The sequence below is a fragment of the Paenibacillus sp. Soil787 genome, from assembly GCF_001429545.1.
In the GTDB taxonomy this organism is placed as follows: domain Bacteria; phylum Bacillota; class Bacilli; order Paenibacillales; family NBRC-103111; genus Paenibacillus_E.
In genome coordinates this window covers 338,440-358,068 of record NZ_LMSP01000044.1, presented here as the reverse complement: position 1 = coordinate 358,068, position 19,629 = coordinate 338,440, and the positions used below count along the sequence as shown (strand labels likewise).

Annotated in this window: 18 protein-coding genes and 2 pseudogenes; 5 read left to right on the top strand and 15 right to left on the bottom strand. The window is 40.9% G+C overall.

The window, feature by feature from the left end; all coding sequences use genetic code 11:
* Positions 1 to 133: 133 nt before the first annotated feature.
* From ASG93_RS28035 to ASG93_RS28020, 5 genes and pseudogenes are all read right to left on the bottom strand, one after another.
* Complete coding sequence (locus tag ASG93_RS28035) at positions 134 to 1,318, bottom strand: styrene monooxygenase/indole monooxygenase family protein (protein WP_056837439.1); 1,185 nt, start codon at positions 1,316 to 1,318, stop codon at positions 134 to 136.
* A gap of 139 nt (positions 1,319 to 1,457) precedes the next feature.
* Positions 1,458 to 1,781: pseudogene (locus ASG93_RS37320) on the bottom strand (hypothetical protein); the annotation flags it as partial.
* A 365-nt stretch (positions 1,782 to 2,146) separates the two neighbouring features.
* Positions 2,147 to 2,363, bottom strand: a pseudogene (locus ASG93_RS36635) (aminotransferase class V-fold PLP-dependent enzyme); the annotation flags it as partial.
* Between the two features lie 170 nt (positions 2,364 to 2,533).
* Positions 2,534 to 3,013 carry a carboxymuconolactone decarboxylase family protein gene (locus tag ASG93_RS28030; protein ID WP_056837437.1) on the bottom strand — a complete coding sequence of 160 codons (480 nt, stop codon included), beginning with the start codon at positions 3,011 to 3,013 and terminating at the stop codon, positions 2,534 to 2,536.
* 374 nt (positions 3,014 to 3,387) lie between these two features.
* On the bottom strand, positions 3,388 to 3,936 hold the full coding sequence (locus ASG93_RS28020; protein WP_082615141.1) for a sigma factor-like helix-turn-helix DNA-binding protein: 549 nt from the start codon (positions 3,934 to 3,936) through the stop codon (positions 3,388 to 3,390).
* A gap of 275 nt (positions 3,937 to 4,211) precedes the next feature.
* Here ASG93_RS28020 and ASG93_RS28015 point away from each other — a divergent pair, with 275 nt between their 5' ends.
* Genes ASG93_RS28015 through ASG93_RS28005 form a run of 3 tightly spaced genes read left to right on the top strand, consistent with a single transcriptional unit; the run spans position 4,212 to position 7,863 of the window.
* A complete protein-coding gene (locus tag ASG93_RS28015; RefSeq protein WP_082615140.1) occupies positions 4,212 to 5,684 on the top strand; it encodes a spore germination protein in 1,473 nt (490 codons plus the stop codon).
* A 26-nt stretch (positions 5,685 to 5,710) separates the two neighbouring features.
* Positions 5,711 to 6,769: a Ger(x)C family spore germination protein gene (locus ASG93_RS28010; protein WP_056837429.1), complete on the top strand. Its 1,059-nt coding sequence runs from the start codon at positions 5,711 to 5,713 to the stop codon at positions 6,767 to 6,769.
* A complete protein-coding gene (locus ASG93_RS28005) occupies positions 6,769 to 7,863 on the top strand; it encodes a GerAB/ArcD/ProY family transporter (protein ID WP_056837426.1) in 1,095 nt (364 codons plus the stop codon). Before ASG93_RS28010 ends, ASG93_RS28005 begins: the two co-directional genes overlap by 1 nt.
* Before the next feature lie 248 nt (positions 7,864 to 8,111).
* Here ASG93_RS28005 and ASG93_RS36630 read toward each other — a convergent pair whose 3' ends face one another.
* A complete protein-coding gene (locus ASG93_RS36630) occupies positions 8,112 to 8,258 on the bottom strand; it encodes a hypothetical protein (protein ID WP_235550999.1) in 147 nt (48 codons plus the stop codon).
* 503 nt (positions 8,259 to 8,761) lie between these two features.
* Here ASG93_RS36630 and ASG93_RS27995 point away from each other — a divergent pair.
* A complete protein-coding gene (locus tag ASG93_RS27995; RefSeq protein WP_056837421.1) occupies positions 8,762 to 9,388 on the top strand; it encodes an isochorismatase family cysteine hydrolase in 627 nt (208 codons plus the stop codon).
* Between the two features lie 370 nt (positions 9,389 to 9,758).
* On the opposite strand, the gene ASG93_RS27990 is transcribed toward ASG93_RS27995, so the two are convergent.
* The 4 genes from ASG93_RS27990 to katG all read right to left on the bottom strand — a co-directional run bounded on the left by ASG93_RS27990 (position 9,759) and on the right by katG (position 14,085).
* Positions 9,759 to 10,301, bottom strand: a complete 543-nt coding sequence (locus ASG93_RS27990; RefSeq protein WP_056837419.1) for a hypothetical protein — start codon at positions 10,299 to 10,301, stop codon at positions 9,759 to 9,761.
* A 336-nt stretch (positions 10,302 to 10,637) separates the two neighbouring features.
* Positions 10,638 to 11,120, bottom strand: coding sequence for a GNAT family N-acetyltransferase (locus tag ASG93_RS27985; RefSeq protein WP_056837417.1), 483 nt, complete (start codon positions 11,118 to 11,120; stop codon positions 10,638 to 10,640).
* Positions 11,121 to 11,359: 239 nt separating this feature from the next.
* A complete protein-coding gene (locus ASG93_RS27980) occupies positions 11,360 to 11,779 on the bottom strand; it encodes a Fur family transcriptional regulator (protein ID WP_056837415.1) in 420 nt (139 codons plus the stop codon).
* A gap of 113 nt (positions 11,780 to 11,892) precedes the next feature.
* Positions 11,893 to 14,085, bottom strand: coding sequence for a catalase/peroxidase HPI (katG, locus tag ASG93_RS27975; protein WP_056837413.1), 2,193 nt, complete (start codon positions 14,083 to 14,085; stop codon positions 11,893 to 11,895).
* Positions 14,086 to 14,916: 831 nt separating this feature from the next.
* Here katG and ASG93_RS36625 point away from each other — a divergent pair.
* Positions 14,917 to 15,048, top strand: a complete 132-nt coding sequence (locus tag ASG93_RS36625) for a ribbon-helix-helix protein, CopG family (protein WP_235550987.1) — start codon at positions 14,917 to 14,919, stop codon at positions 15,046 to 15,048.
* A 212-nt stretch (positions 15,049 to 15,260) separates the two neighbouring features.
* Here the strand turns inward: ASG93_RS36625 and ASG93_RS27970 are convergent, their stop codons facing one another.
* The 5 genes from ASG93_RS27970 to ASG93_RS27945 form a co-directional block, all read right to left on the bottom strand.
* Complete coding sequence (locus ASG93_RS27970) at positions 15,261 to 15,845, bottom strand: hypothetical protein (RefSeq protein ID WP_056837412.1); 585 nt, start codon at positions 15,843 to 15,845, stop codon at positions 15,261 to 15,263.
* Between the two features lie 558 nt (positions 15,846 to 16,403).
* Positions 16,404 to 16,652 (bottom strand): hypothetical protein, encoded by a 249-nt coding sequence (locus ASG93_RS27960; RefSeq protein ID WP_056837407.1) that lies wholly within the window; start codon positions 16,650 to 16,652, stop codon positions 16,404 to 16,406.
* 271 nt (positions 16,653 to 16,923) lie between these two features.
* Positions 16,924 to 17,697: a helix-turn-helix domain-containing protein gene (locus tag ASG93_RS27955; RefSeq protein ID WP_056837405.1), complete on the bottom strand. Its 774-nt coding sequence runs from the start codon at positions 17,695 to 17,697 to the stop codon at positions 16,924 to 16,926.
* A gap of 516 nt (positions 17,698 to 18,213) precedes the next feature.
* Positions 18,214 to 18,906 carry a hypothetical protein gene (locus tag ASG93_RS27950; RefSeq protein WP_056837403.1) on the bottom strand — a complete coding sequence of 231 codons (693 nt, stop codon included), beginning with the start codon at positions 18,904 to 18,906 and terminating at the stop codon, positions 18,214 to 18,216.
* Between the two features lie 154 nt (positions 18,907 to 19,060).
* On the bottom strand, positions 19,061 to 19,507 hold the full coding sequence (locus ASG93_RS27945) for a hypothetical protein (protein ID WP_056837401.1): 447 nt from the start codon (positions 19,505 to 19,507) through the stop codon (positions 19,061 to 19,063).
* Positions 19,508 to 19,629 lie beyond the last annotated feature (122 nt).

Genomic DNA, 19,629 nt, shown 5'->3' with positions numbered 1-19,629 from the left:
GAGGAGCAGCCACGAAGCATGCTCCTCAACTATAGTTCACCGTTAGCGTAACGAAGGGCCACCCGACGGTAGCCCTCATAATATTGAACTATTTTTCTCTGTTAACTGAATCCTGCTTCAGATGACTCTATTATTATCCATTCTTAAAGAAAACTTCGTGTGCTTCGATCGGATTTGTGAACATATTTACAAACTTATCGGCGATTTCCTGATTTTGTGATGCCATTCCCAGAAACTTGGTAAATGGTTCCGACAAAGGGCCCATCATGGCATTCGTCCATTCCGACATCTTGATCATATATTCCTTGATTCGCTCCCAATATAATTCTCCTAGGGAACCATCCCATTTCGTATGAATGTTTTCTGACAATACGTTGTATAGCATTTCGGCACAATATGAAGCAGCATTGGCTCCTTGACCTGTGATAGGATCGTTGAGAACTACACTATCTCCGCAGCCTAGTATTAACGTACCGTTAACCGTCGTATACGGAATGCGAACCTCCGGTTTAATTGCGATTCGAATGTAAGCCATAGGATCCACAAGGCGGAAATCCTTCCTATTGACTCTATCGAAAATATGAGGAAAATAAGTTTCCAGTATATCCCTCAATCCAATCGCAAAATCCTCCGCTCCCTTGTCGCCCTTCATTCGATCCAATTCGCTTCCGGGAATTGCCTCGAGAAATAAAGTACGGACTAATCCATGCTTGGTCGTGGTTGATAGTTCAAATAACTCGCCTTGCCCGGGAACTATGTTATAACTCATTTTGTTGCCTTCATCCGACGCCAACCCATGAAAAAAGCCGGCGGAGCAAACTCTTAACGGCGTATGAGGAGTATTCATGATTTCTCCGCATACCGGGAAAGGAGCGATCGGACCGATTTTACCGGTGCAATCAACGATAATGTCGAATTCGTCCGTCAGATCGGACAAATATTCTTTGGAAATACGGGATTTTCGAATGTCCACTCCTTTATTGCCGAGGCCGTCGAGTAAAACAGACAGATAAATACGCTGATCTACGCTAACAGCTCTATTCTTCACATTCCCTTTAAACATCTTTTGTCCGTTGACGAGGAACTCGAGTTTTTTGATTTCATATACATCTCCATAATCCGGTATATCAAAGCGTGCTTCAGTGTTGAGCAATCTGTCAAAGTGAACTTGAGTTGATGGAATTCGACCGTTTCGAATTTCCTCTGCATCTTTGTAAGTAAACATTGTGGTTTGAAACCGGCTGTCCTTGGCTAATGCGTAAGCTAACGTGAGTCCACCGATTCCCGACCCGATAATCGCTACTTTATTTCCGTTCACGATCTCATCCTCCCCAGACGAATAACCTCTATAATAATATTTATTCGCTCTCCCCGTCTTGAGACCGGAAAGAGCGATTTTTTTTACCGTCGCAGTTGTCCCGAGGAGGTCAACAGCATCGGGCCCATCGGATTGCCGTAGAAGGAAATTTCTTAAGAGTAGCTAAGGAATGTTTGCAGGTCCAGTCTTTAAACACCGAGAAATACTCGAGGAACCGAATGTCTAACCAACGAATGATCCGATTCTGCAGTCGTACACTAATGTCCGATCGGCTCCATGCCGATTATGAGAGCCTTTAAGCGGTGTTTCTCCCTAATTCCCTCGATCCATCGTTCTAATAATTCGAATCCTTCAATTGTATTTGAGAATGTAAGATGCCGCGGAAATTAGTTGCTTGTGCTACATGAGTTTCCTTCGCGATATCTATACCCACAACAAGGTGAGATGTGGAAATTCGTTCAATGCGTTGATTTTGACCGTCTGATTGAGAATTGTAAAGGTTAACAAATCACCTCTTGTTGTAAAATTTCATGCCATGGCAATAATACTTTGTTCTTGTCCAAAAAATCAGCTAAGAATATAAGTTCTTGTCTATATTTACGGCAAAAGTTATATGTAACACTTCTTAAATATGAATTATGATGCGTTGAACTCCACCACGGCAAAGGATGTTTGTTCTTGTCCAGTATTGGTAAAGGATGTAAGTTCTTGTCTTGCGAAAAAGACAAGAACTTACATCCATAAAATAATAAATCCGCGCTGAGCGCGGATCTCTATAGATATATGTTCTTGTCCTCTTACAATATTGTCGGATGACAAGAACTTTACTGATGTGGTTCCGCGGGTGAAGATAATTTCCTGCTCCGATCGCGCATGAATAAAATGAGCAACTTTTTCCCTCGCAAGAGTAGGCATCGGTCGCACATGAGCCCAAGGTATGAACCCCTCTGTGTACGTTATCCCATTCGTAAAAATACTTTATTGCATCGATGACTTGAACCGGCTTTTATGAAGATGCCGCACTATCCAAGTAAGATGTCTTAATATAGGAACCTTAGTGAACAACCGAAAAGACCTGAATACACTACCGTCAGGTCTCCTCCATTTCATTTCTCTAATAGTCTTTTACATTCGTTGCCCATTGCCCGAACGTTCGCAAGATTGCCGCTGCAATTAAGCTGGCCGAAAGTGCCATGGCGGCGCAGAAAATTTTGGTCAGCTCAGTCCAGCTTTCTTCAACCCAAATGCTGCGTCAGCCGAACCCGGCACAGTCTTAAATGCTACATTGATTCGGTTCCAAGCATTAATCGCCATGATCGAGAATGTCAGGTCAGAGATTTCTTTTTCACTAAACTGACCACAAACGCCATCATAAATTTCGTCTGGCACACCGTGTTCAGGCAGACTGGTCAGGATCTCAGTCCAAGCCAGCGCAGCTCTTTCACGTGGATCAAAAAGATTGGATTCCCTCCAAATCGAAGTATGATAAAGGCGAAGCTCGCTCTCTCCATGAATCTTCGCTTGCTTAACGTGCATGTCCAAGCAAAATCCGCACCCATTTATTTGCGATGCCCTGATGTGAACGAGATCAAGGATTTTCTCTTCAATTGCACTTTCCTTCTCTGCGTTGCTGAACTCCATCATTTTCTTGAAAAGCTCTGGTGATTGCTGCATATAATTAATTCGCTGTGTCATTTCGATATACCTCCTATTTTTTTGATACAATATTAAGACAATTGGCACCTTCAATGTGTGACATAAAACGATTTTTTATTTAATTTTTTTCCAAGGATAAAACCAGCTCCCTTAATAGACTTTTGGCCAGTGTAGTGGATTTCTTTGTTGCCCCCATTCCTATATGCTGACAAGGTTCCCTACTACATATCCCGATGGTAATAGCCGTCTTTTTGTCAGGTGGAAATCGACTAAGCTTGAATTCCAACGGTCCTTCCTTTAATTCAATATAACCAAAAGGCTTAACAACACCAACAAGGCAAACCGGACAATTGCATATGTTCAAAGTGTTTCATCCTTAACGAACGAAAAATAATGTCCACGATCTATTTGATTTAGTTTACATGTTGTAATTTATCTGGATTCACAATAAAGTAAATTCGTTGTACGGTCATCGATTGGACATCCCATTCAAAACAAATGACCCCCGTTAGAATGCCATCTTTTGTTAATAATATCCCTGGCTGACCATTGACTTCGACCTGCTTTGCTTCTGATTGAGGGAATCGACTTGACGAAAGAGCGTTTAAAATGACCAGAACACGTTCTCTACTATAAATAGGATTAATTGCGGCGGACACTTTCCCGCCACCATCGGCAATAAATATTACATCTTCGGTTAACATGTTCACCACTGATTGAATATTCCCATTCGAAAGAGCGGAAATGAAGCGAGTAACCAATTCCTTTTCCTCAAGTCGATGCGAGGGTGCCATTTCAACATTCTCGGAAGATAATAAAGCTACTTTTTTCTTGACACGACTGTAGATCTTACGGCAGTTGACTTCTGTTTTGTTGAACATTTCGCCAATCTCACTATGCTCATATGCAAAGACTTCTCGTAATATAAACACAGCTCGCTCCAAAGGTATCAGTTTATCCATAAGTATAAGAAAAGCATATGAAAATATGAAATCGTATCGTGTCTCATGTGGGTGATGTCTTCAGTTTTACTGTTTCAAATGCATTTTGGTTCAATGATATGACAACTGGCGAAGTTCATGTGTGACATTAATCTCAAAAATATTGGATCGAAGAAAAACAAGAGCAATTTATAGATCCCCTGCCCGATTGCGCTTTTATTAAAAAAAGGGTATAACTTCAACATCAGAACTTCATAATAAAACGAGTAATTTTTCTTAGACAGGTGGTACGTCGTTTGCTCCCAAATATACATAAGTCTTTAAAAGAGATCTCAAAATCAGATGATTTTCTGCAAACAACCATAAATATAAAAGATAATCTTATTCATTTTTCTTACTATAAAACGCTTATAAACCATGAACAATTTCACCATGATTTACTCTCTTTTTTTCAAATCCCGAATTATGAAATCAAAAATTTGGATGATTTGAAAGCTTTGATTCCCATTGATGGAATCAAAGTTACTTCAAACCTGGAAGAAATTTTACAAAGCTTGGTTCGCGGTTCAATCTTTCTTCAACTGGATCCCCATCTAAATGAAGGACTTATAGTGGGCATCGCGGATTTAAAACTGGGCCATCGTGATCATAATGATACCGAAAATGAATACAGCGTACTCGGTCCGAAGGTCGGTTTTGTCGAAAATATAGATACCAATTTGAATTTACTTCGAAGAGGGCTTGTAACCGAAAAACTTAAATTTGAGGAACTCATCGTTGGTTCTATGTCAAAAACGAGAGTCGTAATCGCTTATTTAGAGGGTATTACGAATCCTCAACATGTCAATACGGCAAGGCAGAGGCTCATGGATCTCGATTTTGACGTGGTATTTGAAACTTCTCTTCTGGAACAACTTATCACTGACAACTCGAATTCTCCCTTCCCGTTATTTTTGTCCAGTGAACGCCTGGACAGAATCATGTATGCTGTGTTAAACGGGGAAGTAGCCATTATATGCGACGGTTCTCCTTCTATTATTACGGGACCCACGAGCTTATTTAGCTTTATCATTTCTCCCGAAGATTACTATTTGCCATGGATTATGGGTTCGTTCTTTCGTCTCATTCGTTATTTTGGGATTACGTTTTCCATACTGGCTACCTCCTTTTATGTTGCGATTCTTACCTTTCATTACACCGTCATTCCCAGGGATCTTTTAGGTCCGATTATTGAATCTAGAGCAAACGTTCCCTTTCCTCCTGTGTTGGAAGTCCTGTTCTTGGAAATAACCATCGAGTTGTTGCGCGAAGCCGGTTCGAGATTGCCTACAAAAGTCAGTCAAACGTTGGGCATTGTAGGAGGTATCATACTTGGGCAAGCAGCTGTGCAAGCCGGTTTAACCAGTAATATTTTGCTTATCATCGTTTCTCTTTCGGCATTGGCTTCCTTTACCACGCCTATCTTTAAAATATCCAATACGATACGCTTTTTGCGGTTTCCATTGATTATCTTGGCATCCTTTTGCGGTGGTTTAGGCATAATGATTGGGTTAATGTTTATTTTAGGCCATTTATTGCGTTTGAAATCGCTCGGTGCGCCATATATTGTACCCCTGTTCCCTTTTCGCCACAACAGTTTCAGCGACAGTTTTATACGCTCTTCCTTCACCCTTACTTCTAGACGATTTCTTACTCCGCGTCCGCTCTCGACAAAAAGATATTCCGTACAAAAAAATAAAGATATCGGCGACGATTATAATAATGAATAGTGGTATGCAGTTTGGAGGATGAAATAATGAAAGAGCATATCCTAGCTCTCTTCTGTTGCTGCCTATTATCCGGTTGCGCGCAAGAACGGATAGTCAACCGGATAAATATCATCCAAAGTATGGGCGTAGACATCGAAGGCGAGACAATTAAGTTGAGCGCTTCTTATCCAACGTATATAAAAGCTTCTCGGCAACAATCCGTATCCCCGATAACCGCGGAGTCGAAAAATATGTACGGGATTTTCACAGCCCTAACTACCAAGTCTTCTCAACCTGTCGAATTGGGACAAATGCGCACATTGGTAATTAGCGAAAAATTCGCAAGAGAAGCCATCTCTGAGCTTGCCGACTACATCAATCGAGATTTCATTAAAAGCAGCAATGCTACCATTGTTATAACAAAACAACATGCAAGCTCAATCATATCCGAAACCTCAAAAAAACCACCCTTTTTCTTGACTGAGCTTATCGAACAAAATATGAACAATGGGAATACGCCGATGACAAATTATCATTCATTCGTAAATCAATATTATGGAGAAGGACAGGATGTTTATTTACCCGTTATCAATAAAGATCAGGGCATATTGCATATGGATGGTATCGCCGTCTTTAAAGGAGACGAATTAAAGCTTTGGTTGACCAACGAAGAAGGATTATATGTAAAGTTTCTTAAAGACAAAGCCCTGACAGGCCAATATGATTTCATGACCGGTCCAAAAGATATGTATTCCTTTATCATTCTAAGCGGAAAGAGCAACATAGCCATTGCGCAAAACGGAAAGACAACGATATCTCTTGAATTAACCATAGCGCTTAGAGAAATTCCGAAAAAAATTAACATTCAGAAAAAAGACGATTTGCATGAAGTAAAGAAGCAAATCGAAGATAAATTATCATCGGAAATCAAAACGATGCTAATCCGATTACAAAAGAACAACGTCGATCCTATCGGCTTCGGAGAGCAATATAGGTGGCAGCATAGAAATTATAGAGAGAACGTATTTTATGGAACAATTTATCCTAATCTGGATTTTGAAGTTAAAACGAAGATTATTATTTTACACTCAGGGGTTGGACATTAGTGCAGAATCAGGTAAAGGAAAATTACACGATTTCCGGATATTTTGTATTTTTCTTAATCAGCGTTTCCCAAGCTGCCGCTAACATTTTAAATTTTCAAAGTCTTGTCCTTGGGGATGCCGATCAAGATGCTTGGATATCGATTATCCTCATGGGTTTGAGCCTGCATCTAATCATCTGGATGGTTTATAAGATGCTCGGTTATCCAGCTAAAGACGTAATTGACTTACATCGAACGATTTTCGGCAAATTCATAGGCAATGCCGTTTCTCTGTTATTAGTCGGATACTATTTCATAATGGCTCTATTTTACTTCCGAGCTTACATTGAAATCATTCAAGTGTGGGTATTTCCAACCATTAGAACATGGGCTATGGCAGGGTTCTTAATTTGCGTGATATTTTATGTCGTTTCCGGCGGGTTCAGGGTTGTTGCCGGGTTTAGCTTTTTTTACGTGGCTCTGATCCCTATACTCTTTTTGCTTTACTTCCCGACTCGACAAGGCAATTTCCATAATTTATTGCCTTTACTCAATCATTCTTTTCTTGATTTGCTTAAAGGTTCTAAATCATCCAGTTTCATTTTCTTCGGACTTGAAGCTTTGCTTATTTACTTTCCTTTCTTAAAATTACCCGAAAAAAACGTAAAATGGGCGCATTTCGCCTTGCTATTCACTACATTCAAATATACGGCAATTATCATTGTAACCCTAATGTATTTTAGTCAGGGACTACTGAAACATACTCTATGGCCAATTTTGGCGATGTCGAAAATCATTGAGTTATCCTTCATTGCAAGGTTCGAATATTTTTATATTTTTATGTGGCTTATGGTTATCATCCCGACGGTTTGTATCCCTATTTGGTGCTGTACAAGAATTATGAAAAGAGTTACTACGCTTAAACCTCGACTGTCATTACCTATTATACTGGCGGCCCTTTTCATCGTCGCGCTTACGTTTAACGAACGAACGAAGATCGATGCTTTAGAAAAATTCATACATGAGTTAGGATTTTATTTCATCTTTGCCTATATCCCGTTACTATTTATAATTACTAGCATTGCATTAAGGTCTAAATCTAATGTTGTCAAATAATTCAGAAACTGATTTATTGTACCACTGCCAAAAGTAGATCACCTAAGCGACGCCGATTTATTTAAATTCGTCACCAGTGAAAGCAACAAGCGAAAGAAAGAACAGCAAGGAAATGAGTATAAATACACCCATACAAATATTAAAGATTTTTTTTGTGAGCTGGTGAAATCGTAATGCCCACCCCAGCTTACAAGAGATCGTCGCGAATAGCGGATGTTTCCATTGAATCTTTCGAACTAAGAAACGGCTCAAAAAGCAAGTCTCCGAAATATTGCTCCCACTTTCTTTCGCGCCGCCTTTTGCAAATCCCGGCAGCAGTTCGTGACCATCTTGCATAAATAAGTCTTCGGCTCGGCAAGCCTCTCCGGCGGTACGTCATAGATCTTCAGGAACACGTCATGCACCGCATCCTCCGCATCGGAAACCGATCCTCAGCCGGTAGTCTAGCTTAAACAGCAGCACTTTATATTGCTTATACAGCTCTTTCCCACTTCTATCCGTATCCTTTCTCTTTCTGATTTCCTTATAGGAAAACTCCAAAAATATGACAAGATGACTGGCCATGAAGCCGTGGCGGCATCCCTTCCAAAGGGATCAATGCCGTCACCGGCGAGGGGCAGGCCGAAGCGCTTAATGGCGCTCAGGTTGTCGTCGATGTGTCGAACTCACCTTCATACGAGGAGAAGGCAGTGATGGAATGGTGCAATTGAAGAAACAGATGTTTTTAATACTTGATGTCATAAATCACAAGGAACTTTATCCCATTCCAGACAAAAAACATCGTCAAAATCAACCAATTGTGAAAGTTGCACACTAACTCTTTAAGCAACGTACATTAGACAAACTGCAAATGACATATAAATGGCTGTAAATGAAGTTGGGAAGGAGGAAAAAAAAGATGTTTAAACCACATCCCAATAATACCGCAATTGTAATTACAGACCCTCAAAATGACTTTATGAGTCCTGGGGGGAAAGGCTATCATCTGACAAAAGATAATATTGAGCAAAACAACACTATACAAAACCTTGAGCTATTAATGAGAGCTGCCCTGAATAAAGGATACCAACTTTTCATATCACCCCATTATTTATACCCTCATGATTATGGTTGGCAATTTACAGGAAATGAACAAAGTATGCTATTAGGTCTTAAAATGTATCAAAAGGCAAATGAGTATACACCACCGTCTGTTGGAGCTGATTTTGTTCATTCTTTCAAACCTTATATTTTTGATAGGAGAACCGTAGTTTCAACTCCACACAAGGTTGCTAGTCCACAAACAAATGACTTGGTATATCAGTTGCGACAACATAGAAAAGAGAAGACGATCATTGCAGGAGTACTTTCAAACATTTGTGTAGAGTCACATATGAGACATCTAATCGAGAATGGGTTTGAAACAGCTATTGTATACGATGCCACGGCAACAATTAGTGAAAGGGATTTTCAAGCAGCCGTTACGAATTACAAAGCATTTGCCAGTGCTACTTGGACAACACAGGAAGCTATTTCATACTTATAAATCCTAGACTGCTTTGCAGTATCCCTAACGGTAACCTCCTGTGCAACTTGCCTGAACCGTTTAACGGGTTGACTGCTTGTCAAAAAGTGTGGTCTCAAATCTTAGAAACCCCTCTGGTTAGGAGGTTCTATATCCACCTCATTCACCCCAACCATCTGTCGGGAATGGGATAAAGTTCTTGTCATTTGGTTTTGACAAGAACTTTATCCCATAAAATAAAAGAGCCGCAATTTATGCGACTTTTAATGAGATAATGTTCTTGTCACCCGACAATATTATTTTACAGATGACTTGTTTCACGTCTTGTTACTTGTTCTCTCTTCATGTTCGTTCAATTATCCTCTACAATTCAATCATTTTTCCGGTTAGTTTAATCAACTTTTCTTATGAAAGGCTTATAATCTTCTTCGTACGATAATTTTGTTTCTGTATACGTTGGAATTTCTATCATTTCAACATTTTTTATATTCAAGTCTAAAAAATCTTTTGCAAGTATTCTCACGCTTTTCTTAATCTCATTAATATCCCAAGATTTAGATAATTTTGTCCACATATTAATATAGACTGGTTTATAGCCCTCTATATTTGTAGGAGCAAAATGAGAAACTTGGCGAGATACATCTTCTGAGTCCCTTGGGTATATGTAATTATAGTGAATATCTTGGTTTCCACTTATGAATTGTTCAATCTCATCACAATATTCTTTATCATCGCCTATAATATCCATATCGTATTTCAATAAGTTATTAAGACCTGTCATTGTTGTAAGTTCAAAATAACCTAAATAGTTTTTTTGATCCTGATCAGAATAAAGTGTAATTTCATCATTACAGCTCTGACTGCAGAATTCATAAACTCCGTACCAAAATAACCAATGACGAACACGGGCATAAATAGTTTGAATACGAATCACCCACCTTTTATGTCTTGTATTAATTTTTAAAAGGGCAGCTGCCGCGGCGATCTTCTCCCTGCTTTGTTTGAACTAACGTTCTCCGGTTAGCTTGTAACATTAGCTTCTTATGTGGTTTTAATTTTTAATAGTTAATTTTTGGAATAATAGCTCTCCAGCAGATCTAAATTCTTTATTTCTGATTATGAACTCTTCAACTTCTGATATCTTGCTGGCCTATAACCTGGTCCGCCGCATCCGCAGGAATGATACGTAAAACCCATACATCGCATATCGACATATTACAAGTCCCTCCATACTATGCGTTTTATCGTTGAACTACTGTTTCTCGTTAGGTTAAGCCTTTTGTGTTATTACCAGTTTGAATCTTTGACGACTACCACCTTCAGGACCATTCGGAACCGGTTCATCTTGAGGTACAAATCCAAACTTTTGATATAGCCTTCTTGCAGGCTCTCCGTCTGGGATATCATTACCAAATGTAATAACTGTTACTTCTGCCGGGAAATCAACGACTTTTAGTACGTGCTTCAGTAGTTCAGTTGCTATGCCTTTATTTCTTGCTCGAGAGGAAACAGCTAACCATCCGATCTTGTAACTTGGCGCACCTACTGATGAGAATAAAATTCCACCTAGTAAGAAAGATCCTGAAGCTCCATCATCTTCCCTAACGCAGAATGCATTGCTCTGGTTAATATTTTTCTCTAGCGTCTGAATAAATTTAGGATCGCTTACCATTGGGCCAAATAAGTATTCAACTTCAATAGCCAATTCCAACCATCCGTTCAGATCATCTTTTGTAGCATTCACAACGTTCATAAAAAGCCTCTTTGAAAGAATGAATATGGTTTGTATAATTATACCACATATTGGAATTAACCTGCCCGTTAGCGTAACGCGGCTACCGTTACACCCGGCGTTGTTATTTAGCTCCCCCGTCAGTTAGATCAACACGGGGACATTTTAAATAAATTCCTTAAAGTTCAAATAACATTTAAAAAACCACAGCATGCAGCAGCCTGTTAAAACTTAACTGGCTGCTGCATACTGTGGTTTTCTCACAACGAATTCATGCATTTCGCACATACGCCATAAAACTCGACCTGATAGCTTTCAACCTGGAACGCACCTTTTTGTGTACCAACTGCCATCAATGCTTCGGTCTTCGCCGGCTCCAAATCGTAGATCTCACCGCAAACCTTACAATTGAAATGCCAGTGTTCCATTTCGTTGACTTCAAAGTTACTGGATTTGTCGCCATTCTTGAGCTCTTTGACGACTCCAATTTCTTTCAATTTCTTTAGCGTGTTATAGACTGTCGCTTGGCTGACATAAGGAAATTTCTCGGTCATTAGTGTATAAATCCGATCCGCTGTCGGATGTGACAATTCGAATAAGAGCTCGACGATATGAACGCGCTGGGGAGTAAGACGCAGCCCTTCTTCTTTCATATGGTCTAATATCGTCTCCTTACTCATTATGATCCCCTTCTTTTCCTTTATTTTCTTTTTTGAACTTTAATAAAACTATAGCAAAGAACAGTATTTGTCGTTAAATACTGCTCCTTGCTTTACATGGTTATAAGTAAGTTTTACTTCAGATCGAAACGATCCGCATTCATTACTTTGACCCAGCTAGCTACAAAGTCGCGCACAAACTTTTCTTGGTTATCGTCTTGCGCATATACCTCTGCAATGGCACGCAGAATGGAGTTTGAACCGAATACAAGATCAACAGTAGTCGCTGTACGCAGGATTTTACCCGTCTTGCGATCGCGTCCTTCAAATAGATCTCCGCCTACTGGGTTCCATTGTACGTTCATATCAAGCAAGTTAATAAAGAAATCGTTGGTGAGTGTGCCTACACGTTCGGTGAATACGCCGTGTTTGGTTCCCTCGAAGTTCGTATCTAGTACACGCATACCGCCAACAAGAGCTGTCATTTCCGGAGCAGTCAGGTTGAGCAGATGTGCCTTGTCTACTAGAAGCTCTGCTGAGCTGATGCTATAATTCTTCTTCTGATAATTGCGGAAACCATCAAAGATTGGCTCTAGCACTGCGAAGCTTTCTACATCCGTTTGCTCTTGTGTTGCATCACCGCGTCCAGGAGTGAAAGGAACAGTTACGTTAAAGCCTGCATCACGGGCAGCTTTTTCCACCGCGGCGCTGCCGCCGAGTACGATCAGATCAGCGAGGCTCACTTCAGCATCAAGCTCTGATTGAATACCTTCTAAGATCGTAAGCACTTTAGTCAGTTGTGCAGGTTGGTTCACTTCCCAGTACTTCTGTGGGGCAAGACGGATACGAGCACCGTTTGCGCCGCCACGCATGTCAGAACCACGGAAAGTGCTAGCCGAAGCCCAAGCTGTAGTTACCAGTTCACTGACGGTAAGGCCTGAGTTTAGAATTTTTGTTTTAAGATCTTCTACTTGTGCGTCTGTTAATGTATATCCAACAGCCGGCACAGCATCTTGCCAGATGAGAACTTCTTCAGGAACTTCTGGCCCTAAATATCTGGCAAGAGGACCCATGTCACGATGAGTAAGCTTAAACCATGCACGAGCAAATGCATCAGCAAACTCATCTGAATTCTCATAGAAACGACGAGAAATTTTCTCGTAGGCTGGATCCACACGCAATGCCATATCTGCGGTAGTCATGATCGTCGCAACACGAATGGATGCATCTTCTGCATCTGGAGCTAGATGCTCTGCAGCAGGATTGACTGGCGCCCACTGATTTGCGCCTGCTGGGCTTTTCGTAAGCGTCCATTCATACCCAAACAGTAGTTCAAAATAACCATTATCCCACTGTGTCGGATTCGCTGTCCAAGCACCTTCAATTCCGCTGGTGATGGTGTCGCGGCCTTTACCAGAGCCGTGCGAGCTGAGCCAACCTAAGCCTAGTGCTTCAATAGCAGCAGCTTCCGGCTCTGCACCCACATGCGCAGCATCGCCTGCACCATGTGCTTTACCAAATGTATGTCCACCGGCTACGAGTGCAACGGTTTCTTCATCATCCATACCCATCCGTTTGAACGTTTCGCGAATATCACGAGCACTTGCAAGCGGATCTGGATTGCCATTAGGACCTTCTGGATTCACATAGATAAGTCCCATTTGAACGGCAGCAAGCGGATTCTGAAGCTCACGATCACCTGTATAACGCTTATCCCCTAGCCACTCCGTTTCAATACCCCAGTAGATGTCTTCTTCTGGGTGCCACACGTCAGCACGTCCGCCGCCAAAACCAAATGTTTTGCCGCCCATCGATTCAATAGCGACATTACCAGTTAGAATGAACAAGTCGGCCCAAGAGATTTTGTTGCCATATTTTTGTTTAATCGGCCATAGTAATCTACGAGCTTTATCAAGGTTGCCGTTATCCGGCCAACTGTTAAGGGGAGCAAAACGCTGTGTTCCGGTTCCGCCACCTCCACGGCCGTCACCTGTACGATATGTACCTGCGGAGTGCCAAGCCATACGAATAAAGAACGGACCATAATGTCCGTAGTCAGCTGGCCACCAGTCTTGACTGTCCGTCATGAGAGCAGTTAAATCCTGCTTAAGTGCTTGATAGTCTAATTTTGCAAATTCCTCTGCGTAATCAAAATCGTCGCCTAAAGGATTCGTTTTGCGGTCATGCTGATGGAGAATGTTCAAATTCAACTGATTAGGCCACCAGTTTCTATTCGTCGTACCACTAGATTTGTGCGTTGAAGCGCTTCCAGTGCTTCCATGCGGGAACGGGCATTTTCCTGAATTAGCAGCATCCATAGAGTTCATTTAAACCTCTCCATTCAATTTAAAATAAGTTCTTAATAAGAATAACTCTAATATAAGTTATAAACCTTTTTGGTACAGAAATCAACGTTTTTTTCTACGACTGACCAATCGACTAACAAGGATTTCCAGACACCTCTGCGCTGATAATCAGACATCCAATACACAACCTAATCCAATTAATATTGGGGAGTTGGCTCCAGATTGACCGCAATGCGGCTAAATGCAGGTAAGTCGGTTATGGTTTTACCATCCGATAGAGAATAACTTCCAGCTGGCACAACTTGAACACATTTGATAGTACCACCTTGTATTTCAGCATCTTTGAATATTTCTTAATTAAATCATCCTCCTCAAAATTAAAACGACAAAGATTTATGTAAAGAAAGGACTGCCTGCATATCATATATTGCTAATCTGTCTAATTGTTATTTTCAAAGATAAACATAGCCACCGTTATTGAACTATAGTTTCTCTAAGTTAGCGTAATACCGTTAACCCCACTTTTTAATATCTCTTTTCCAATGTTACTTTCTAAATCTGACAAATTGACTTCAAGTAAATACCTTCCAACTATCTGGTGACCATTTTTATCTGTAAATTCTTCTGTATTGTTTGCAAGAAAAGCCATTCCACCAGACCATAAGCCGAATAACCCCGATGACCATAGAATTGCAACCGTTAGTTAGACGTACATAAATTGGAAAAAGTTTCTTTTTAAAATTTGTTGCAATTCAACTATCCTGCCCTTTAGCATATGACTGTATTATTGGAAATATTTACAGTCCGTATAGAGGTGGCCTTCGTGAGGGGGCTGGCAGAAAGAATATAGGTGTGACTAAGAAAGTATCACAAACCTTAACGGACGATTTATGGGAAAGACTAGAAAAGCATTGTACGGACAAGCAGCAATCCCGTTCAGAGGTTATCCGTAACATTATTATCGAATCCTTCTATTCAAAGTAATTTACTTCCGAGGTAGGTGAGGGTATTGCTCGTCAACATAACAAAAGATTCGCTTATCAATGCTCTACAGCATGTGTTAAGAGCTGTATCTTCGAACAACCCAAACCCATTCTATCAGGGAATGTATTCAGGCATGTGTAAATTTGCGAACTCCGCGGCGCCTGCTCCCGTTTATTGAGCAATTGTACTTAGTTAGAGCTTAAAAAGCACGGTTAATTTCGTTGCATCACCCAAGACCCGGTCTGAAGCAATATAAATGCCCATCCAGTATACAAAACGGTATATAACCCGCCATATGCCAGACTTAAGCCAACTCGATTACGGCACGCCCTCCCTTTTAGAAACACATATCGGTATGCCCTATAAAACAACCAATATAGCATTACACCCATGAACATGATAATCCCCCAGAGCATGTTACCGACCAAAAAAATAAGAATGAGCATCACAATCGTAATTGCGATCCAGGCAATAACTGTAAGTACGATCCCAAATAGGCCTTCTCCGGAGAACTCTACCGGAAACAGGTCGCCCGCCGAAGCAAAATCCAGTACATCCCACTTTCCAAACGGTTTCCACCCTTCCTTATATAAGGGATCGTTCTGCAACCTTACTCCCCTGTACAAACCTAAGGACAGAAATGTAAAGAGTACTACAGCTAATACGCCGGTCGTGATCTCGAGCTCTACTAAAATTGATTGATGGCCGATGGCAAATACCAGGACTAAGGTAAGGACCATGGCAGAAAGGGATAACAGCGTCGCCGTCTTCGCATTAATCACCTTATAACGTTTCACAGATTGGCCCCCCAGTTGTTTTTTTCATACCATACGAAACAAGTTTTCACTCAGTTTCAATAGCTAGAGTAGTTGAACTGGAAAGCACTTATTTTTTTGTTTTAACTTCCCAATTACTCACAAATGAGAGAATTAAAAAGTTAATTTCTATTTCTCAATATCAGAACAGATAAAATCGTAGAAATCAATAAAGAAACATATCGGATCCAACCTGTTGTCATTTTCTTCCCAAAATAATTCTTTCCTATCCGTTTTATAATTTCTCTTTCTATTTTGTTTCTCGTAACAACCTCCTCAGGGTCTGCATTTATCGTCAAAAAAAAGTCCCCGTCACAATATCGTATGATCGTACACAATTCCTCCAAAACAATACTACTAATATCAAACTCCTTATAATATTCCTTACCGAAGTACGTTTTCCAATGTAATCGTGAAATACATCGTCCAAATCCCCAACCTAAATAGTTATTACTTCTTTCTGAATTACTAAATAAATGACATTGCCCATACCATGCGTTAAACCTCTTGCATAATTCCATCCATATTGATTCAACTTCGCTAAAAAAGCTTCGCATATCCTCCAAACAAGTAAGTGCCTGGTACTTTATCTACAAATTCCTTTTTATTTTCAAATGAAAAGAGCCCTATGTTTTTACTAGAATAATATTCTGACTTAGTAGGCCAATATTTTTTCGGAAGTTTCTTTAAGGTGTCAATTATGAAACTTGCTGCTTCTTTAGTCCCTAGAAAGTTTGTGGTTACGATTTGAAATCCTAATGTTTGATTTTGGTTATTCAGTGATAACACCTCAACACCCTAAAAATTTTTGTAGACCAATCCATATTACCATAAAATGGGCTGAATTATCCTTCCAGTTAGCTGGTGAAGGGCTGCCACGACACGGCATCCCTTCTGTTTTCGCCGTTAGTGTGGAATAGTGTTAAGTATTATACTTGAAAGCTTCGGAATAAAAACTGCAGCTTGTACATTTCATTTCTTAGCAGAGAAAAAAACGAACTCAGGTCCGCATCTTATATGCGGTCATGGCCCGTTATATAATCGTTATTCGGCTGCAGGGCTATACGGCAAGTAGCATCGTTTCCTGCCCGAAATCGATTGCTCTATTGATCGCGTCGTCAGGTATAAGCGTAATGACTTCATTTTCTTTCGCGTTTCTGATATACATGCCTTTGTTATCGCAATAAACGACGGTTAATTGCTTGCGGATGTTCGGAGAAGGATCATTACCGAACGTTTCATTCGAAACGTTGACCGTCCCGCCCTTAACTGATATCAGGCTGGCCAGTGTTTCCTTAACATCCATTCGACCACCCCAGGAGCCGTAATATGCATAAAGAATATATATGAAATCAGGATTCGAAAGGATCGGTTTTGTCAGCATATCTAAGGATAAATTCAGTTTAGTACCTTCCGGAACGAATGCTGCATACCGCCGTCCTTCATTCTCAATCGTAACGGCTAACACTTTGTCCGCCCCGGGAACCGGGTCTGCAGCAAAATATCCGTTGTTTACCGGAATGGTAACTTCATTATTGACGATTTTACTGTTCACTCTTGCTGTGCAGTTGAGATAAGTTTGATTGACTCCGTAATATGCTTCCTTAATCTTCAACGTACTGGAATCGCCCATCAGCAGCAAGTAATCGATCGTGCACTCCAACATGACGGCAAGCTTCGGAAGCAGTTCCGTCGGAGGAAGCTTATCCCCACTCTCCCAATTCTCCAATTCTTCCTCGTTGACGCCCAATATACCCGCGAGATCCGCTTGATTTAACTCTTTTTCTTCCCTCAACACGGAGATGCGATGCCCTACCTTAATTGGCTGCAGCACATTGCTTACCACCTTTCCATTCAGTTGTATCAATCATAGCGCAAATGGAAAGAAACTTGTACCATTTTATGGTATTCCAGAACAAAAATATTGGGAGATTTGCCGTGCTGTCACTGAAGTCCGGCATTACGGAAGTTAGCTTCATATGGAGTAAGGCCAGACTCAAGAGATGGCGCTAGAGTGTTCAAATGGCGGGATAATGAAGTTGGCGCGCTATAAGTGAATATGGGCCAATAACAGTTCTTCCTGAAGGAGCGAATCAAGCTGCCGATGGCTCAATCGGTAGCCTGTTCATCATGGTGCAATCGTGTAAATTTATCGGAATATCCCCCGCAACATTGCTACTCCTCCACCAGACTGTTCTGCTTCGCTCTTAGACTTTTTATCGATGCTAGTCTATATATATTTCAGATATAATCCCACAATTGGGTCGTCGTGAGGAATAAATTAACAAATATAACCACGCAAACCTGCCCGTTAGCGGAATAGGCCACCGAATTTATCACCGGTAGCCTATTACTCAGTATGCTGAAGCTCGAACCAGACTGGTCCCAACCAGGAATCGATTCTGCACCAATCTCGCCAGACTTCATTCACCATGACCTTCTGGGGGCTCAAAGCGGATCCCGTTTCCAAACCATCTGGAGAACGAAAAAGCTTCGTCGTACTTTTTAATTGGACTTCCTGCTGGACCTCGCTTACCTCGAATAACGCCGGGTAACGCGGTGCGATCCATCTTTCGCCGTTCATCGTCTCAATCAAATAGCGGTTATCCCACTTTGCTTTAACTTTTACAGTTTGCGGCGCCAATTGCATCCCTGTAGGCTTGGTAAGACCCGGATCGCTATAAAGTGACTCCACACCGAAAATCTCCAGACTCGTTTCAACCGGCATTTGATTTCCAAGTAGCGCGTTGTCTGGCATTATCCATGCCTTTCCAAGCCAGGTAGAGATCAAGTAAATAGGTACCAAATATCCTTCTCCATGCCCAACTCTCCTTTGACCGTTATCCAGTATTGTAACCGTTTGAGGGGCTATGATTCCGGTAGTCTGCCCGTTTTCGCCCAGCAAGGTTGTATTTTCAAATAAGGTAATTGTCTTCGCAGGAGATGAAACCTCGGTCGTTATGGTTGTTGTTGCGGATACTTCTCGACCCGACAACCATCCGAATAATCCTATAACTACAACAAGAAGCGCTCTTTTTTTCATGTCACAACTCCTTTTATTGTTGATTTTTGACTAAAAGAAAATCGACCCAAAAAAAACAGACGGCTAATACAACACCCTACACGGGTTCAACACCAATTAGACGCCTAAATTATGGAATATGTTTCAACTTAGCTAGCGTTCTTCGATAGTTCAATCATTTTCGGAAACCGATGGTGATTTCCCCCTCATGATAGAATTCAATTACGAATCTAGATGGGGATAGAATAAAGATGTCCGAGCTTACAGCCAATAAATCATCTAGAGCATCTATTGCTTTATGAAGTCGAGTTTTCAGCACAGGGAAATCCCCATAGCTCCAGAGGATAAATACGTTTTCTTCAATAATCTCCCTCAGTTCTTTGCTAAGGCAATTCTCAATTTCATTGGCATTTCCGGCAGCCATTTTGGAGCTTACATTCTCCCAATCGATCCTTGACCAACGGGAAAATGGATAGGATTTTTGGAGACAATCGTAAGTTTCTTCGCCTTCATTTTTGGACAATATGGAAACTTCTTTTCCCAAAGCATTAATACATTCGTCAAACAGTACACCATACTCTATTTTTTGTTTTAACTTCTGCTTTCTAAGTAACTGTTGCATTCTCCATTTCCTGTTCAGGCTCTATTCCATGTCATCACCCACAAATAAATGTTTGGATTCATTTTATATCCATCTCCGTTTTCAGTCATCAATCAAGTAAACTGCCCGTTTACTTGAATAGG